This window comes from Bacillus sp. JJ1562, assembly GCF_036962705.1.
GTDB lineage: Bacteria > Bacillota > Bacilli > Bacillales > Bacillaceae_L > Ferdinandcohnia.
The window spans coordinates 124421-140166 of record NZ_JBALOQ010000024.1 but is presented as its reverse complement, the minus strand read 5'-3'; the positions used below and the strand labels follow the sequence as shown (position 1 = coordinate 140166).

20 protein-coding genes and 2 riboswitches are annotated in these 15746 nt (G+C 35.9%); of the genes, 16 read left to right on the top strand and 4 right to left on the bottom strand.

What is annotated here, in order from left to right:
* Positions 1-93: 93 nt before the first annotated feature.
* Both V7097_RS16485 and V7097_RS16480 read right to left on the bottom strand, forming a co-directional pair.
* A complete protein-coding gene (locus V7097_RS16485) occupies positions 94-570 on the bottom strand; it encodes a hypothetical protein (protein WP_335704722.1) in 477 nt (158 codons plus the stop codon).
* 57 nt (positions 571-627) lie between these two features.
* On the bottom strand, positions 628-1650 hold the full coding sequence (locus V7097_RS16480; protein WP_335704721.1) for a DUF3231 family protein: 1023 nt from the start codon (positions 1648-1650) through the stop codon (positions 628-630).
* Positions 1651-1931: 281 nt separating this feature from the next.
* On the opposite strand from V7097_RS16480, the gene trmL reads away from it, so the two are divergent.
* Positions 1932-2402, top strand: coding sequence for a tRNA (uridine(34)/cytosine(34)/5-carboxymethylaminomethyluridine(34)-2'-O)-methyltransferase TrmL (gene trmL, locus V7097_RS16475; protein ID WP_335704720.1), 471 nt, complete (start codon positions 1932-1934; stop codon positions 2400-2402).
* Between the two features lie 118 nt (positions 2403-2520).
* Here the strand turns inward: trmL and V7097_RS16470 are convergent, their stop codons facing one another.
* Positions 2521-2943: a VOC family protein gene (locus V7097_RS16470; protein WP_335704719.1), complete on the bottom strand. Its 423-nt coding sequence runs from the start codon at positions 2941-2943 to the stop codon at positions 2521-2523.
* 287 nt (positions 2944-3230) lie between these two features.
* Between V7097_RS16470 and V7097_RS16465 the strand changes: the two genes are divergently transcribed.
* The 13 genes from V7097_RS16465 to V7097_RS16405 all read left to right on the top strand — a co-directional run bounded on the left by V7097_RS16465 (position 3231) and on the right by V7097_RS16405 (position 12996).
* Entirely contained in the window at positions 3231-3542 is a 312-nt protein-coding gene (locus tag V7097_RS16465) for a hypothetical protein (RefSeq protein ID WP_335704718.1), read from the top strand.
* Positions 3539-3763 carry a hypothetical protein gene (locus tag V7097_RS16460; RefSeq protein WP_335704717.1) on the top strand — a complete coding sequence of 75 codons (225 nt, stop codon included), beginning with the start codon at positions 3539-3541 and terminating at the stop codon, positions 3761-3763. Before V7097_RS16465 ends, V7097_RS16460 begins: the two co-directional genes overlap by 4 nt.
* A gap of 20 nt (positions 3764-3783) precedes the next feature.
* The gene (locus V7097_RS16455; RefSeq protein WP_335704716.1) at positions 3784-4485 is read left to right on the top strand and encodes a pre-toxin TG domain-containing protein; all 702 of its coding nucleotides are present in this window, start codon (positions 3784-3786) and stop codon (positions 4483-4485) included.
* A gap of 331 nt (positions 4486-4816) precedes the next feature.
* Positions 4817-5191, top strand: coding sequence for an immunity 22 family protein (locus tag V7097_RS16450; RefSeq protein ID WP_335704715.1), 375 nt, complete (start codon positions 4817-4819; stop codon positions 5189-5191).
* Positions 5192-5469: 278 nt separating this feature from the next.
* Positions 5470-5570, top strand: a riboswitch (TPP riboswitch).
* Positions 5571-5665: 95 nt separating this feature from the next.
* The gene (gene tenA / locus V7097_RS16445; RefSeq protein ID WP_335704714.1) at positions 5666-6346 is read left to right on the top strand and encodes a thiaminase II; all 681 of its coding nucleotides are present in this window, start codon (positions 5666-5668) and stop codon (positions 6344-6346) included.
* 119 nt (positions 6347-6465) lie between these two features.
* Positions 6466-6572: riboswitch (SAM riboswitch) on the top strand.
* A 133-nt stretch (positions 6573-6705) separates the two neighbouring features.
* Positions 6706-7374: a carboxymuconolactone decarboxylase family protein gene (locus V7097_RS16440; protein ID WP_335704713.1), complete on the top strand. Its 669-nt coding sequence runs from the start codon at positions 6706-6708 to the stop codon at positions 7372-7374.
* 313 nt (positions 7375-7687) lie between these two features.
* Complete coding sequence (locus V7097_RS16435; RefSeq protein WP_335704712.1) at positions 7688-8536, top strand: hypothetical protein; 849 nt, start codon at positions 7688-7690, stop codon at positions 8534-8536.
* A gap of 85 nt (positions 8537-8621) precedes the next feature.
* Entirely contained in the window at positions 8622-9557 is a 936-nt protein-coding gene (locus tag V7097_RS16430) for an ABC transporter ATP-binding protein (RefSeq protein ID WP_335704711.1), read from the top strand.
* On the top strand, positions 9541-10410 hold the full coding sequence (locus V7097_RS16425; RefSeq protein ID WP_335704710.1) for an ABC transporter permease subunit: 870 nt from the start codon (positions 9541-9543) through the stop codon (positions 10408-10410). The genes V7097_RS16430 and V7097_RS16425 overlap by 17 nt, the downstream gene beginning before the upstream one ends.
* Positions 10411-10624: 214 nt before the next feature.
* Positions 10625-10948, top strand: a complete 324-nt coding sequence (locus tag V7097_RS16420) for a PadR family transcriptional regulator (RefSeq protein ID WP_335704709.1) — start codon at positions 10625-10627, stop codon at positions 10946-10948.
* Positions 10949-11003: 55 nt separating this feature from the next.
* Positions 11004-11708: an HAAS domain-containing protein gene (locus tag V7097_RS16415; protein WP_335704708.1), complete on the top strand. Its 705-nt coding sequence runs from the start codon at positions 11004-11006 to the stop codon at positions 11706-11708.
* 117 nt (positions 11709-11825) lie between these two features.
* Positions 11826-12812: an NAD(P)-dependent alcohol dehydrogenase gene (locus tag V7097_RS16410; RefSeq protein ID WP_335704707.1), complete on the top strand. Its 987-nt coding sequence runs from the start codon at positions 11826-11828 to the stop codon at positions 12810-12812.
* Positions 12787-12996 (top strand): hypothetical protein, encoded by a 210-nt coding sequence (locus V7097_RS16405; RefSeq protein WP_335704706.1) that lies wholly within the window; start codon positions 12787-12789, stop codon positions 12994-12996. The genes V7097_RS16410 and V7097_RS16405 overlap by 26 nt, the downstream gene beginning before the upstream one ends.
* A gap of 147 nt (positions 12997-13143) precedes the next feature.
* Here the strand turns inward: V7097_RS16405 and V7097_RS16400 are convergent, their stop codons facing one another.
* Positions 13144-13353 (bottom strand): hypothetical protein, encoded by a 210-nt coding sequence (locus V7097_RS16400; protein ID WP_335704705.1) that lies wholly within the window; start codon positions 13351-13353, stop codon positions 13144-13146.
* A gap of 205 nt (positions 13354-13558) precedes the next feature.
* On the opposite strand from V7097_RS16400, the gene V7097_RS16395 reads away from it, so the two are divergent.
* Positions 13559-14056, top strand: a complete 498-nt coding sequence (locus V7097_RS16395) for a hypothetical protein (RefSeq protein ID WP_335704704.1) — start codon at positions 13559-13561, stop codon at positions 14054-14056.
* Between the two features lie 155 nt (positions 14057-14211).
* Positions 14212-15591: a D-serine ammonia-lyase gene (locus V7097_RS16390; protein WP_335704703.1), complete on the top strand. Its 1380-nt coding sequence runs from the start codon at positions 14212-14214 to the stop codon at positions 15589-15591.
* Positions 15592-15746 lie beyond the last annotated feature (155 nt).

Below are 15746 nucleotides of genomic sequence, written 5' to 3'. Positions count from 1 at the left end.
CACAAGAGAGGAAACGTCGTTATCACATTGTAAGAGTGAATGAGATAGTGGAAAATGGAAGGATATTGTAAATGGAAAAAAGGAGAGACCAGTCTATCTCTCCCTATTCTGATTCTCTATAAGGTATTGAAATCCATATAAAAGCAAGGAATCAATGAATAATAGAAGGGATAATTGATATTTTTTCATTCGAACCAATGACGCGATTCCCCATTTTGTCAGCCATTTTTCCACTAAAACAAAAGTAAAAATAGAATCTACTATCAAATTTAGGATCATATAAAGATAAAATTTTCCGTATGTCAATTTAAGAATCCACAATGAACCAATCATGAACGGTCCCCAAACGAAAGGGAATGAGCCCGATAACTTGGGATGGAGTTTTACATTCCACCACCACCAAGTCCTTTTTTTAGCTATAATATTTTCGAACATTGTAACTAAAGACATAAATACAGCTGCTAGGAAATAACGTTTAATCTCTTTTTTCTTCATTAAGGGAACTGTAAGCCATGATAAGATCATCATAAATAGTAGTAGTATTTTCTTATATTTCATTAATTTTATCATCCAAATCCTCCAATAGCCTACAAAAGAAAGCAGCCATAGAATAACGGAAAGGCATCATTACTTTGAACCTTTTGCTAAAGTTTTTCTGTCAATCGCTTCTGGTTGTTTTTCTAACCATCCTTGTTTAACCATAATATTGTAAGAAAAAGCACCTGCCTCCATAGCATGGGTAAATACTTTAGAATAGTTTAAGATGATATCCGATCTCCAACTAGAGCCTAATGATGCACCATAGTAAGAAAGACCAGCGTGTACTAAAAAACCAGCGTGAAACATAATCAACTTGTCAGAAAACGGACTGACAGTTGAGTCAGTAACCTCAGCATCCCATTTCTCAGGTATTGGTAAATGATCCTGTTGCAAGATTGAGTCAAAACTTTCGGCATCTTTTCCTGCTAATTTAACGTTTTTTATCATAAAAGTACGAACATCTTCCAGCTCCGCCACCTGACTAAAAGCTAAACTTAATGTTTTAATAAATCCTGTTTTCGTTGAATTAAAGAAAAGAGTGCTGATTTCCGAACTATTAAGTGGTCTTTTGTCACCGATTAAATTTGAAATGAACCCCGGTGATTCGATAAAATCCGTTTCATCTGGTGAAGGAACGGATGGTACACTTGTGAATTTCGGCTCATTTTTAGCTAATTCAACTATTTTTTGGAATAGTTCCTTAGAGGATTCTGTGCATTCAAAAAAATAATTTTGAATGTCTTTTCGTTCCGTATTTGTGATAGCTAAACTATAAGCGGTTAATCCATGGATTGTCATAATATAGGAATAAAAAAGTAAAAATTGATCAGAAAACAGTCGAGGGGCGTTAACATTTACGTCACTCCCTGTAAATCCAATTGGAATTTTGAAATTAGCATTTTTTAAGAATTTGCTTATTTTCGTAACGTGGCTCTCAGCTAATTGCAATGACACTTCTAAAATTGGCTTAATCTCTTTGTTTTCAACAATGTTAAGAAAATATTTGTATACACATATTGCCATACTGTCACCCATATACTGTAGCCAAAGTGCGGATACTTCAGCAGCGGTTAAAGTATTGCTGTTTTTTGTTTCTTTAAAAATACCCAAAGAAAGTACCTCCGATTTTTAGTTCTGAGTTTGGTTTCGTAATGAAGTAATCAGTATATACACAATTTAAATTGCTGTTGTTTTGTCATGTCATTTTCCTATATAAAATAACATTCCCAAAATATGAAAAATTATCATAAAAAAAGACATAGATAATAATAGATTGCGTGTTACTTTAAGTGCTGGCGGGAGTTATTTATTAATGGCTGATATTGTTTAAACTGGATTCATCGTCTGTATGCTATAATTTGGAGGGTAAAATTAATTAGGGGTGACCATTCTTGGCAATACATGTTGTATTATATCAACCAGATATTCCGGCTAATACTGGAAATATTGCACTTACTTGTGCAGCAACGGATACAGCCTTGCATTTAATCCGACCACTTGGCTTTTCAACAGATGAAGAAATGATCAAACGAGCAGGTTTCGATTTCTGGCATTCTGTAAACATCACATATTATGACTCACTGGATGACTTTTTTTCGAAAAATGAAGGTGAGTTCTACTATATTGAGACTTTTGGTAAAAAAACACATTCAGCCTTTGATTTCAGTGATGGATCAAAGGATCATTATTTTATGTTTGGAAAAGAAACTACGGGTTTACCAAAAGATTTACTAGAAAAAAATAAAAACCATTTTTTGAGAATACCGATGAATCAAAATGTTCGTTCACTCAACCTTTCGAATACGGCAACAATACTAGTGTATGAGGCATTGCGCCAGCAAGGATATCCCAAATTAAAATAAATCTTCCGTCTTGGAAGATTTATTTTAATTTTCGGATACAGAAATGATGTAAAATGCCCCTTTAGCTCAAATCCTTCAAGATAATCAATACACCGATTTGTAAAAAAACTTCTTTGACTTATTCTAAAAACTCCCAATCTGGATTCCAAACTACTTCCCATAAATGTCCATCAGGGTCCTGAAAATATCCAGAGTATCCACCCCAAAAAGTACTTTGTGCTTGAACTGTAATATTTGCACCAGCCTCTTTTGCTTGTTCCATAACCATATCAACTTCTTCTTTACTCCCGACATTATGACCGATCGTAAATTCAGTTGGACTCGGTGCGGCCTGAATCATTTTTGTATCATGAGCGATATCCTTACGGTTCCAAATTGCAAGTTTTAAACCTGATTGTAAATCGAAAAATGCGACAGCACCATGCTCGAATTCCTGGCCTATTATTCCTTGTGTCGGTAGCCCAAGTCCATCACGATAAAATTTCAATGATCTTTCTAAATCATCTACACCCAATGTAATAACTGAAATTCGTGGTTTCATATAAATCCTCCTACAAAATGAATTGATAATGGAACTTTATTACCATCATAACTAAACTGCAATTGTAAATCTCCTAAGTTTTGGAGTATTTTTATTAATATTTCCTTGTTGATCTTGTAATACCTTTTTTAGTTTTAAGCATTGTGCGCCTATCACCTGATTTGATAGGAGTATGGGACATTGGACCTGCCCCTCTGTGCCGGAAATTCATGACTTTTGGTCCATTAAAAACCAGTAAGTAATTGGTAAAATTTACAATATGGTATATTGCCAAGAGGAGAGGACGAATGGAACTTATAGATGAAATTGAAAGAAAGGTGCAACGCCGTAAATGTTTGATGATGGTTGATATTTTAGAAGGATATCGGTCCAATATTCACCAGGCATTAAGCAGGATGGGCAATAGTAAACAAATTTATCGGTCTGCTCATGGTAGGTATTCCTTTCATTGGAAAGGGCAAACAAGAAATGCATACGAAGAAATTGCTGCTGAGATCAATAGTACGGGGAACAAAATAAATCATCAGGGTGAGCTTCTAATAAAAGAAATCAACAAGGAGATTCGTAGATTACTAGCTAAAGCGGAGGCTTTAAGATGAGCGAAATTACGGTCAAGGCGAATGAGTTGGAGGAGTTTGCAGATCAAATTGGAAAAGCGGAGCGGGATTGTAATGATGCTTTGGATGCAATTAACTGGCATTTTTCCTCGTTGTTATCGAATTTCCCAGGAGTAGTTCCTGGCTCTATACATAATTTAGAGGCTGATTTAAAATATTCAATTAAAAAATACAAAAGTAAGCTCGATGAGCCCAACAATTAGTAAGGCTGACAGCTGCTAATATGAAAAACGATGAACAAAAGATGTCTGGTAAAGTAGGGGAGTTTTTACTAGAATTAGTCGGCTGGTACGACATCCAGCGTGTATTTAGTGAGTATGATCCTGTTACAGGTGAAAAGCTTTCAGCAGGAGATCGGGTACTGGCTTTAGGATTTCTCGCTCTAACATTTGTTCCACCTGCAAAAGCAGTTGGGGTTGGAGGGAAAGTTGCGGTAAAAGGTGCTAAAGCTGGTCTTCCTTCCCTAGCAAAATCACCAGAAGCATTCATGGAAATCCGAAATGTATTAGATCCGAAAAGGGTACAACAAGCATTCCGCTCCGTGTATAATGAAGTGGTAAAAGGTCCAATCGCAGCGACAAAAGTCTGGTTTGATAAAATCAAGAAGGGGATTGGAGACATTCCAATTCCACAAATCAGGCAAGAGACGTTTGCAGGAGTTGGAGTAGTAAATAAAACCGTTAAAGATGCTTTCGGAGAGGCAAAGGATTTTATTCAGTTAATCAAGAGTTCAAAGCTGAATGAGTTGGATGTTAAGGGTGTTAATGTATCCGAGAATGTGACCAAGGGTATTGATAATGCTAAAGATATAACCAAATTAACTGTTGATGATATACCAACCGCAAAGAGTGGGAACTTTAATAAATTCTTCAATTCTCTTAAAAGTAGTGAACTAGAGGAACTTTGGAAAGATAAAAAAGATTAGAAAGAAAATTGAACGTCAGCTTAGAGAACCTGGAGGTTTACATGAGTGGCATCTAGTTTCAAGGGCACCGCAATTTAAGTATTGGAAAATTAGCGCTGAAGAGATTAAAGATTTACGAACAGCAATATCTGATGTTAAATTTGTCAATCCAAACGGTGCACATGGAGGGCTAGGATCAACTAAAGCACATAATGAATTGTTAGCAATAATAGATACTTCAAGCGACTATAATACATTTGTAAGAAGACTTAATAATTGGGCTAATTATAGACTAGAGGGTGGGGTTTCGTCTTTACCCGAAGGTCTTAGATTAAAATAGGAGGATACTATAATGGAAAAACAAGGATGGGTTTCTATTTGGTTAGGTAATATTAAAGAAGAGGACTCTATAGGAGAGTATGTAGATTTATCGTATGATGAGGATGGCGAGTCTGTCCCTTCCAAATTTTTTATCGATTTTAATATTGATATGGATGAAACAGATGAGGATACTATAGAAAAAGCGGTATATAAGAATAGTAGTAATGATATTTCCACATTATTAGACGGTTGTTCGTATGAAGAAATTATCATCCCAAAAATTAAGAATAGTATAGACTTAAAAAAATCATATAATGCAGTAATTCTGATATACAATTTTGAGTATAACAATGAAATTACTTCAACTGATGCTTTTGATTTTATTACTGCTACAAATTATGAGTAAGAAAACACTTAATAAGTATGGAGAATAGACATATTTGATGGGTAACACAGAGATAGTTTTTCTAGAAGAACTTCTTTACAATACAAATAATAATAATATTATCAGTGAGAAACAAGAACGTATTTCCTGATTTTGGTCAGTACATTAATTTGTCCAGAGAGTAAAGAAAACGTGTGTAAATCACTAACCAAAAGAATGAAATTATAAATGAAAGTTCCGAACATTTGCTTTTTTTCACCTGCTATGTTTAACTTATATCTAATAAGTTAATAATCTAACAATTCGACTAGGGGTGCATGAAAGTGCTGAGAGGTAGAAATATCGACCCTTTGAACCTGATCTAGGTAACACTAGCGTAGGGAAGTGGAGTTGGTAATATAAACGTATATTTATTGCCGAACCCATTCCTAGTCACTAGTGATGGGTTTTTGTTTTTTATCTCCCCGATGTCGAAAATAGAAAGGGGAAATAAAAGTGAGCAGTTTATTTACAGACCGTATATGGAATCGAGTAGAGCCGATTTGGAGTTCGTATTTGGAGCATCCTTTTGTGAAAGGGATTGGCGAGGGTTGGTTAGAAAAGGAAAAGTTCAAGCATTATATGAAGCAGGATTATGTATACCTGATAGAGTATAGCCGTCTATTTGCATTAGGGAGTGCAAAGGCTCCTGATCTAAAAACGATGTCTATTTTTGCAAATCTTTTGCATGGCACACTCGAGATAGAAATGGATCTTCACCGCCAATATGCATCAAAATTTGGTATATCTAATGAAGAGCTCGAGGCAACCAAGCCCGCATCGACTACGACTTCATACACAAGCTACATGCTGAATGTGGCACAACTTGGAGGGGTTGAAAATGTTGTCGCAGCTGTCCTTGCCTGTGCATGGAGCTATAGCTTTATCGGTAAAGAGTTAGTAACATGGCCAGGAGCCATTGATCATGAATTTTACGGTGAATGGGTGAAAATGTATTCATCGGATGAATTTACTGCGTTAGCTGAAGATTGTAAAAATCTAATCAATGAAATCGCAACTGGTAAACCAGAACGAGATTTAGCAGCACTTGAAGAAATCGTCGTCAAGACAAGCATGTTTGAATACATGTTTTGGGATATGGCGGAAAACCTAGACGAGTGGCCGATTAAACTATAAGTGTTAGATCTTATGATTAAAAGTAAAAAAACATTTTTCGAAATAATCCGATATTTACGTTGACAATCTTCTGTCAACTCAGGTAAGGTTATTAATAATACTAAATTAAATACGATTTTCTCTTATCAAGAGTCGGGGAAGGAACCTGGTCCGTTGATCCCGCAGCAACCGTTACTGAGAGTAACAAGGTGCTAATTCCAGCAAGCTAATGCTTGAAAGATGAGTTTGGATGTACATAGTGCCTCTTCCTCGTCGGAAGGGGCTTTTTGAATTTCGCAGTTTTTTTCATTTAAGGTGAGTAAATCCATAAGGAAAGTCGTATTTTAATTGGTGAATAATAGTAAAGGGAGAGATTTTTAATGTCAATAGCAAAAACTGATAGCTTGTATAAAAAGGAATATTTCGGAAGACTTCCGGAATTGAAAAAGTATGCACCGCAAGCCTTTCAATCTTTCATAAAGTTTGATAGCCAAGCTTTAGCTGCTGGAAGACTATCCGTGAAGCAGAAGGAATTGATTGCAGTGGCGGTAGCCCATATCACGGGTTGTCCATATTGCATTGACTTACATGTTGGGAATGCGAAAAAGAATGACTCTACTAGAGAAGAAGTGGCAGAGGCCATTTTTGTAGCAACAGCATTGAAGGCAGGTTCTGCTTTGGCACATGGCGTGAATGCACTAAATGCATATGATGGAAACGGCGATGAGGAGCTTTATAAAGCAGCCTATTTTGCAAGACTGAAAGAATTTGCTGACTTAAATGGTGAGGCATTTAAAGCATTTATTGATTTTGATACAAAATCTCTCAAAGTACAAAATTTAACAGAAAAGGATAAAGAGTTGATTGCGGTTGCTTCTGCACACACAACAGGCTGCGCGTATTGCATCGACCTTCATACGAAAAATGCCAAGAAGGCGGGTGCCGATTTGGAAGAAATCGCGGAAGCTATTTTCGTTGCTGTTGCATTAAAAGCAGGATCTGCGTTGGCACATAGTGTAAATGCACTCAATGCCTATGATGAGAAGTAATTTGACAATAATCTAATTGATGGGAAACACAAACTTTACTCCAAAGGTTTGTGTTTCCTTTTTTCATATTTTAATTATATACTTACTCCCACAATCCTCTCATAGCTGTAATTACCTCTTCAAAAACGATTTGATCAATCAATAATAATATATTAACTAAGATAAATTATTTATTGATATTCAATAAATAATATCTTATAATCAATATGACGCTTAATCAGTTATGGACGATATTTGAGAAAATCTTCAACATGCTGGCAGTCAGAAAATCACAGAACAAAAAGATATATAAACGAGAAAGGGATGTAGTTCTTTGAAATCAAAAACAAAACAATTACTTATTTCAGGAGTTGCAGCAGCAGCTATTTTTAGCTCGTTAGCGATTCCTCAGGTTCGAGTTGAAGCGAATCAATTTTTATCATTATTCAGAGTTAATGAATTTGAAATGGTGAAGCTGACCCAAAGTGATATAAGAGAGATTGAGAATTGGGTAAGTGAAAATAAAGAAGGAACTTTGGACCTAATGGGAATTGGAAAGTTGGAAATGTCAGAGACATCAGGAGAACCAACATTCTATGAAACATACGAATCAGCTGTTGAAGCTGGCTATCCAGTACCTAAATTAGGAGAATTTGATATTGAGAGAGTAAGGGTAACTCCAGCATCAACGATAACCTTTACCCTTAATGTAGAAAAAACGAATCAATTATTAACTCAATTAGGTTCAGAACATCAATTTGAAGCATTATTAAATGAAAAGCCGTTTTCAGTATCAATCTTTGAAGCTATTCAAACTGAATACAAGCTGAACGATCAATCCATCTCATATAGGCACACAAAATCTCCAGAAATCAAGGTTCCTGAGGGAGTATCGATCGAACAGTTAAGAGCAACATTGCTTTCTCTTCCATTTATACCTGAAAATGTGAAGTCGCAGCTTGCAGGCATTGATAATATTGAAACGACATTACCCATTCCGCTTGTAGAAACAGAAGGATCTATAATGACTGAGGTGCGTGTAGGTAATGCTCCGGGATTTGTAATAGAAAGTGAAAATGACTCCTATATGGTCTGGAAGGAAAATGGCGATATTCAGATGCTCTTTGCTACAGGTAAAAAGACTGCAGATGAATTTATCCAGTTAAGTAAACAAATTAATTAAACAAATTAATTAAACTAAATTAAAAGTTCACCAGAGGTCTCATTGTACTCTGAACTTTTCTTAATACACATCATGGAGGTAGATGATGAACGTTATTCAGACGAATTCTTTAACGAAAACTTATGATGGAAAAGGAGGTATTTCAGATTTAACCTTGTCGGTAGGTGAGGGAATTGTGTATGGTTTTTTAGGACCTAATGGCTCTGGAAAAAGTACGTTTGTTCGTACACTTCTTGGATTATTGCAACCGACAAGTGGAGAAGGTTATATTCTCGGAGAACCGATTGGAACTACAAAGTCACGGGAACAAGTAGGGTATCTTCCAGAGTTATTTCGTTACCCAGATTGGTTAACTGGTAAGCAATTGTTACATAGTCATGCGGAACTATGTAAAATACCGGTTCGGCAACGAAACAAACGAATTGAAGAAGTAATCGAGTTAGTAGGAATGACTGGAAGAGAAAATGGGCGGATTAGTGGATTTTCAAAGGGAATGTCCCAACGAATTGGTCTTGCTTGTGCTATTTTAAATGATCCGAAGGTCGTTTTTCTTGATGAGCCTACTTCTGCACTTGACCCAATTGGACGCAAAGATGTACGAGATCTCATGGTATTTCTTCGAGACCAAGGAAAAACAGTTTTTTTGAATAGTCATTTGTTATATGAAGTAGAGTCAGTGTGTGATCATGTGTCGATTGTACATCAAGGAGAAATGGTTGCACAAGGGCCTTGGCGAGAATTAATGATGACTGAAACACAGGTTGAAGTTGTAACAGATCAGCCAATAAGTACGCCGGTTCCTTCATTTGTGAAAAGATATCAAAAAATAAAAGAGGAAGAAGGACGTACGCGGTCGATTATTCAGCTAGAAAATGAATCCGATATACCAAGAGTTATTCAATATTTCTCTTCAAAGCAGATTGCGATTTATGAAGTGAAACCAATCATTCCTCACTTAGAGGATGTTTTCTTGTATTGGGTGAACCAGAAAAAGGAGAACGATTATGTGGACAATCAGTAAACTAACCTTTAAAGAAATGATCTCAAAGCGGATCTTTTTAATAACGATCATTATGACACTCGTTTTTCTGGCGCTGTATGGAACGGCTATTTATTTTGCTGGAAAGGAATCACCGGCGGATGCTACTGCTGTTCAAGGAACAGAAGTTATATTACTGCAGCAGTTTATCGCCTCACAGTTATTAGGTGTCGGCCTTTATTTTTCATCTTTTATTATTGCTTTACTTGCGATTTTGTCTAGTGTTAGTTCCATTTCAGGAGAAGTGTCAAGTCATCAAATTGATACATGGTTGATGCGCCCAATATCTAGGTCCCAATTTGTATTGGGGAAGTTTGTAGGATTAGCTCTTCTCCTGATTACCTATGCAGTCGGTCTATTTTTTAGTATCATCCTGATTCATCAAGGGATTGGAGAGGAATGGATGGCGTTGGACATCAAACCATTGCAAATGATCAAAGCCGTAAGTATGTTTGCCATTCAGCCGTTTGTTTTGATAGCATTCGGATTATTTTTAAGTACTCGAATGACCACTTTAAATGCAGGAATTGTTTCAATCGTCTTGTATGGTGCGGCCTTTATTGGGGGCTTTATTGAACAATTTGGAGCTTTAATCGAGAAAACGAATCTAGTAAATATCGGGATTATTATGAGTCTTATTTTTCCTATTGATTCAGTATATCGTAAAATGACCATTTTATTATTTGATACGACTGATAATCCATTGTCACTTGCACAAGGTGGGATGTTCACTAGTGTCTCCACACCTAGTAATTTGATGATTTGGTATGCGTTGCTATATGGGGGACTTATCGTGATATTTTCCATTTATAGCTTTAAAAAACGTGATGTTTAGCGAAGTCTTAGTTTATGGTAGATTAAAAGAAAATAAATGAGCATAAAAAACCTATTGACAAATAAATGAAATAATTTTAAACTTAAAACAACTATTTTGTATTACAAGATAGTTGTTTTTTTAACCGCTATCTTGTTTTACCAACTACCTGAGGATAGATTAATTTTTTTGTTCACTATCTTGTATAACAAACTAGAGGGGGAAGTATGATGAAATGTCGATAAGAAGCCAATTGTTAAAAGGAATTTTAGACGGATGTGTTTTAGCTGTAATTGAAAAAGAGCCTATCTATGGCTATGAACTTTCACAAAAACTACTGAATATTGGCTTAGCGGATGTGAGTGAAGGAACAATTTACCCGATTTTATTGCGACTTCAGAAGAACGGGCTCATTCGTGGTGAAATGCGACCCTCAGAATCAGGACCAAATCGGAAATATTATTTTTTGACAGAATCTGGGTATGAGGCATTAGAGAGTATTACTGAAGAATGGGAACAAATTTCAATACCAGTGAACGAATTACTGAAAGGAAGGTAAGGATATGCTATCAATAAAAAGTGAGGCTTTTATAGACAATCTTAGGATGTACTTAATGATGTCAGGAAAAAACGAGCAAGAAATTAAGGAATTAATAGAGGAATTAAGTGATCATCTCACCGAAGCCGAGAAAAGTGGGAGAAGCGTAGCTGATATTATTGGTCAAACACCCGAACAGTATATGGCTTCACTGAAACAGGAAATGAAGACAGATTATAAACGACTTGTAAAGTTCCTTCCAGTCTATTTTCTTGGGGTTATTGCCTACTTCCTAATAGGACCAGCCATAAGAGGAGAGTTTGAACTAAACATTATACAAGTCATTGGGATGCCCATATTAGCTGTGTTGGGGCTTGCGATCTACGTTTATTTTTTACAAAATGCAGGTCGAAAGCAATATTCAAAGAAGAAATTTTTTCTTGGGGGAATGGTTGCGAGTGCGATTGTAACAACTTTAGCGATTCTAATAATTGTTGTTAGTTCTATATTCGTTAATCCGTTTTATAGAGGTGACACAACAGCAGATCTTATTGTGATTATGATTTGTAGCAGTATTTTTATCGGAACTGCGATTTGGAGCAAAACATGGGTTTCCATTTGGATACCAGCATTCCTTATTATTCCTGATGTTTTTACCCGATTTACAAACTGGAGTGTCGAATCAATCCTTATGATTAATATGGCTTCTTTTGTAATGATGTTTGTGGTCATCATTCTAAATATCTTGTTCATAGAAAAAAAGAAAAATAAGTTAGTCTGACATCTATAAATTGAATGCTTCCCAGTTAAAGAACTGTCTTTGAAGGTCAAACCTTTGGTCTATATATTCGTAATATTCGTATGATAGTAGTAGGTATTACGAATTAGAGGTGGATAAATGAAAGCAATTGTGTATACAAATTATGGTCCCCCAGACGTTCTTCAATTGAAGGAAGTAGAAAAACCACTTCCTAAAGAAAATGAAATTTTGGTAAAGGTAAAAGCGACAACGGTAACAGTAGCTGATATCCGGTCACGGAGTTTTACAGTTCCTCCCGCATTTTGGCTGCCTGCCCGAATTACACTTGGTTTCAGACAACCCAAAAAAGAGATATTAGGGATGGAGTTAGCTGGAGTGATTGAGTCAGTTGGGAAAGATGTCAAAAAGTTTAAGGAAGGTGACCAGGTTTTCGCAGCAACTCTTTCCGGTTTCGGCGCTTACGCTGAATATATGTGTTTACCGGAAGATGGTCCAGTATCAATTAAACCTTCCAATATAACTTTTGCAGAAGCTGCTGCGATTCCAATTGGAGCACGCACAGCTTTGTATTTTCTTAGAAAAGCTAATATTCAGAACGGACAAAAGATTCTAGTGTACGGTGCATCAGGAAGTGTAGGAAGTTATACAGTTCAGATTGCCAAATATTTCGGAGCAAATGTTACAGGGGTATGCAGTACCAAAAATTTGGAATTGGTAAAATCTCTAGGGGCCGACAAGGTAATTGATTATACAACTGAAGATTTTTCTAGGACAGAAGAGACTTATGATGTGATATTTGAAGCGGTAAACAAAAGTTCCTTTTCAGCTTGTATGAAAGTGTTAAAGAAGGGCGGTACCTATATAAATATCACTGAACCGTTACCAAGTGTTCAAATGCTATGGACTAAACTGACAAGCAAGCGGAAGTTAGTATTGAGTCAAAATTCACCTGAAACTCCAGAAGCATTAAACTTCCTTAAAGATCTTGTTGAGATGGGGAAGTTAAAAGTGGTCATTGATAGGTACTATGAATTTGATGAGATTGTAGAAGCTCATAGATATGTCGAGGAAGGTCATAAGAGGGGAAATGTTGTTATAAATGTGGAACTTACAAACAATTCCTAAATCTATGGCACTTGGTCCATTAAATTCTCTGTCAGAAGATAAGAAAATGTGGAGCTTTTTGCATCGACCAAACCAAAAGGATTTGGTTATGATGGCTGAAATGCTCGAGTCGGGAAAAGTAAAACCAGTGATTAATCGAAATTATGTGCTGAGTGAAGTCCCCCTGATGCACTCAAGTATTTAGAAGAGGGGCATGCACAAGGAAAAATTGTCATTACCATGTAACGGTGTTCAATAATCAATGTTTTTGTATATAAAAATAGCTCAGTTATTACCGAGCTATTTCTTTAAAAGAATATTGAATGAAAGCAACAGTTGAGTATAGCAAAATTTATTTTCCTGAAATTCTCTTACCATCCTTATACTTGTCATATTCACCCCAGGACAAATAGCATAATCCAGCTAAAAAACAGACTAAACTTAAGTTAATAATGGTATCCCCAACTAGTAGCGCACCACCAAAGGCTTCACTTAAACTTTTAACCAAAATAGCAATGGTTGAAATGGCGATAAATGTTATGCCGATGCTTCTTTTTACCAAACAAATCCCCCCTAAAGAATCACGTAAAAAAGTCTAAATTCATTTTCAGTTCCTATATCATATATATCCATAATTTAACATAATTAACTGTAATTAGTGAATAAGATTTTTCAAAAAATATTATTTTGGTAATTTAATGGATATGTAGAAAATAAGATGATATAACAGCGCATGGCTTTTATACTTTAAAATCTGAGGTGAATATATGGATTTTAGCAATTTTAAATCAATTAAGGATTATGGCTTTGAAGGTTATATTCCAGTTAGTCAATTAATGCATAATCATTCAACAATTCCCCATAATAAAGGAGTTTATCTGATACTTTATACTCCTGATGAATCTCCGGAATTTTTGAGTGAAGGTTCAGGTGGTTTTTTTAAGGGGCGGGATCCTAATGTTCCAATAGAAGAGTTAGAAGATAATTGGGTGATTGATACGAAAGTGATATATATAGGCAAAGCCGGTGGTGGAAAAAGCTCTGCAACATTGAATTCAAGAATAAATCAATTATTAAAATTCGGTAGAGGTAAAAATGTTGGCCACTATGGAGGGAGGATTATGTGGCAACTAGAAAATAACAATGATTTGATCATTTGTTGGAAGGAACTACCTGTTGAAGATCCTAATGAAGTAAAAAACCATCTAATCAGAGGCTTTAAGAAAAGGTATAGAAAAAGACCATTTGCTAATTTAGCTGATTGATTTCAGAATAGGTTCAAATATAAACTAATGTTTGGAGCGGAGAGGAGGAGATCCTCTCTTTTTGTTTTGCTTATGGACTGAGTAGCCTGAACACAATTTAAAAAGATAAAATGGAAATAACGAATTTGTATTATCATTTTTAAAGGGGTGTGGGGATGGAAACTATTTTAGGAAAAACAAAAGATGCATGGATTCAAACCTTTCCATTATTAAAAAAACTTATGTTAACCGAGGAAGTATTTTGGAATAATCCAAAGTACCAAGATTTTGAAAGAGCGATTCAACACGTTTCTTTAGGAATCAAGGATGTTAGAGATGCGGAAGAGAGATTAAAGAGGTTTTCTCCTTACATTGCTAGTCCTTTCCCAGAGACAAGGGAATCGAATGGAATCATCGAATCACCATTAATTGAGATTCAAGCTATGCAGGGTTTTCTTGAGAGTTTTTTTACTGAAAAGATAGAAGGAAAAATGCTCTTGAAATGTGATAGTCATCTACCGATCTCTGGATCAATTAAAGCAAGAGGTGGTATTTATGAGGTTTTAAAGCATGCTGAGGACTTAGCAATTGAAAATAAACTTTTATCTGTGGATGAAGATTATAGCAAACTCGACAGTGATTCATTTAGACAGTTCTTTTCCAATTATTCGATTGTTGTGGGTTCAACCGGTAATTTAGGATTAAGTATTGGAATTATAAGTGCTAAGCTAGGATTTAAAGTAACGGTTCATATGTCAGCCGATGCAAAGCAATGGAAAAAAGCCCTGCTTAGAAGTAAGGGAGTAACAGTAATTGAACATGAATTGGACTACAGTGTTGCAGTTGAACAAGGAAGAAAGCAGTCTCAGGAAAATCTCAAAAGCTATTTCGTAGATGATGAAAATTCCACCAATTTGTTTTTAGGTTATGCCGTAGCAGCATTAAGAATACAAAAACAATTAGAGGCAATGAAAATCACCATCGATGAACATCATCCATTGTTTGTCTACCTTCCTTGTGGAGTTGGAGGAGGGCCAGGAGGTGTGGCTTTTGGACTAAAGCTTATCTTCAAAGATCATGTCCATTGTTTTTTTGCTGAACCGACCCATTCACCTTGTATGTTATTGGGATTACTCACCGAGCAGCATGACAAAATTTCGGTCCAAGATTTTGGCATTGATAACAAAACAGCCGCTGATGGATTAGCTGTTGGAAGACCATCGGGCTTTGTTGGAAAAACATTGAAACACCTGATTAGTGGGGTTTATACGGTAGATGATCATTATCTATTTGCTTATCTCAATATGTTGGCTCAAACGGAAAACCTCTATTTAGAACCCTCTGCCTTAGCAGGCATGGCCGGTCCAGCTCGATTATTTGTAGAACCAGAAGGAAAAAAGTATATCGAAAATAATCGATTAACAGAAAAAATGAAGCAAGCCATTCATATTTCATGGGCAACAGGCGGGAGCATGGTTCCAAAGGACATAATGGATTCGTATGTGGAGACAGGGGGAAAGGAATTAAAATTAAATAATTCCAATAAATCTCTGTAGAGTCACCTGTTCAATATTGAGCCGTTTTCTTTGAAGTACTTGCATAACTAAAAAGCGTTAATAGAATCTAGTATAAAAGCAGTGTTTTTCACAAGACACTGCTTTTTGGTATTTTATTGAATATTTATATCCGAAAGTAAAGTCTGAATAAGTCT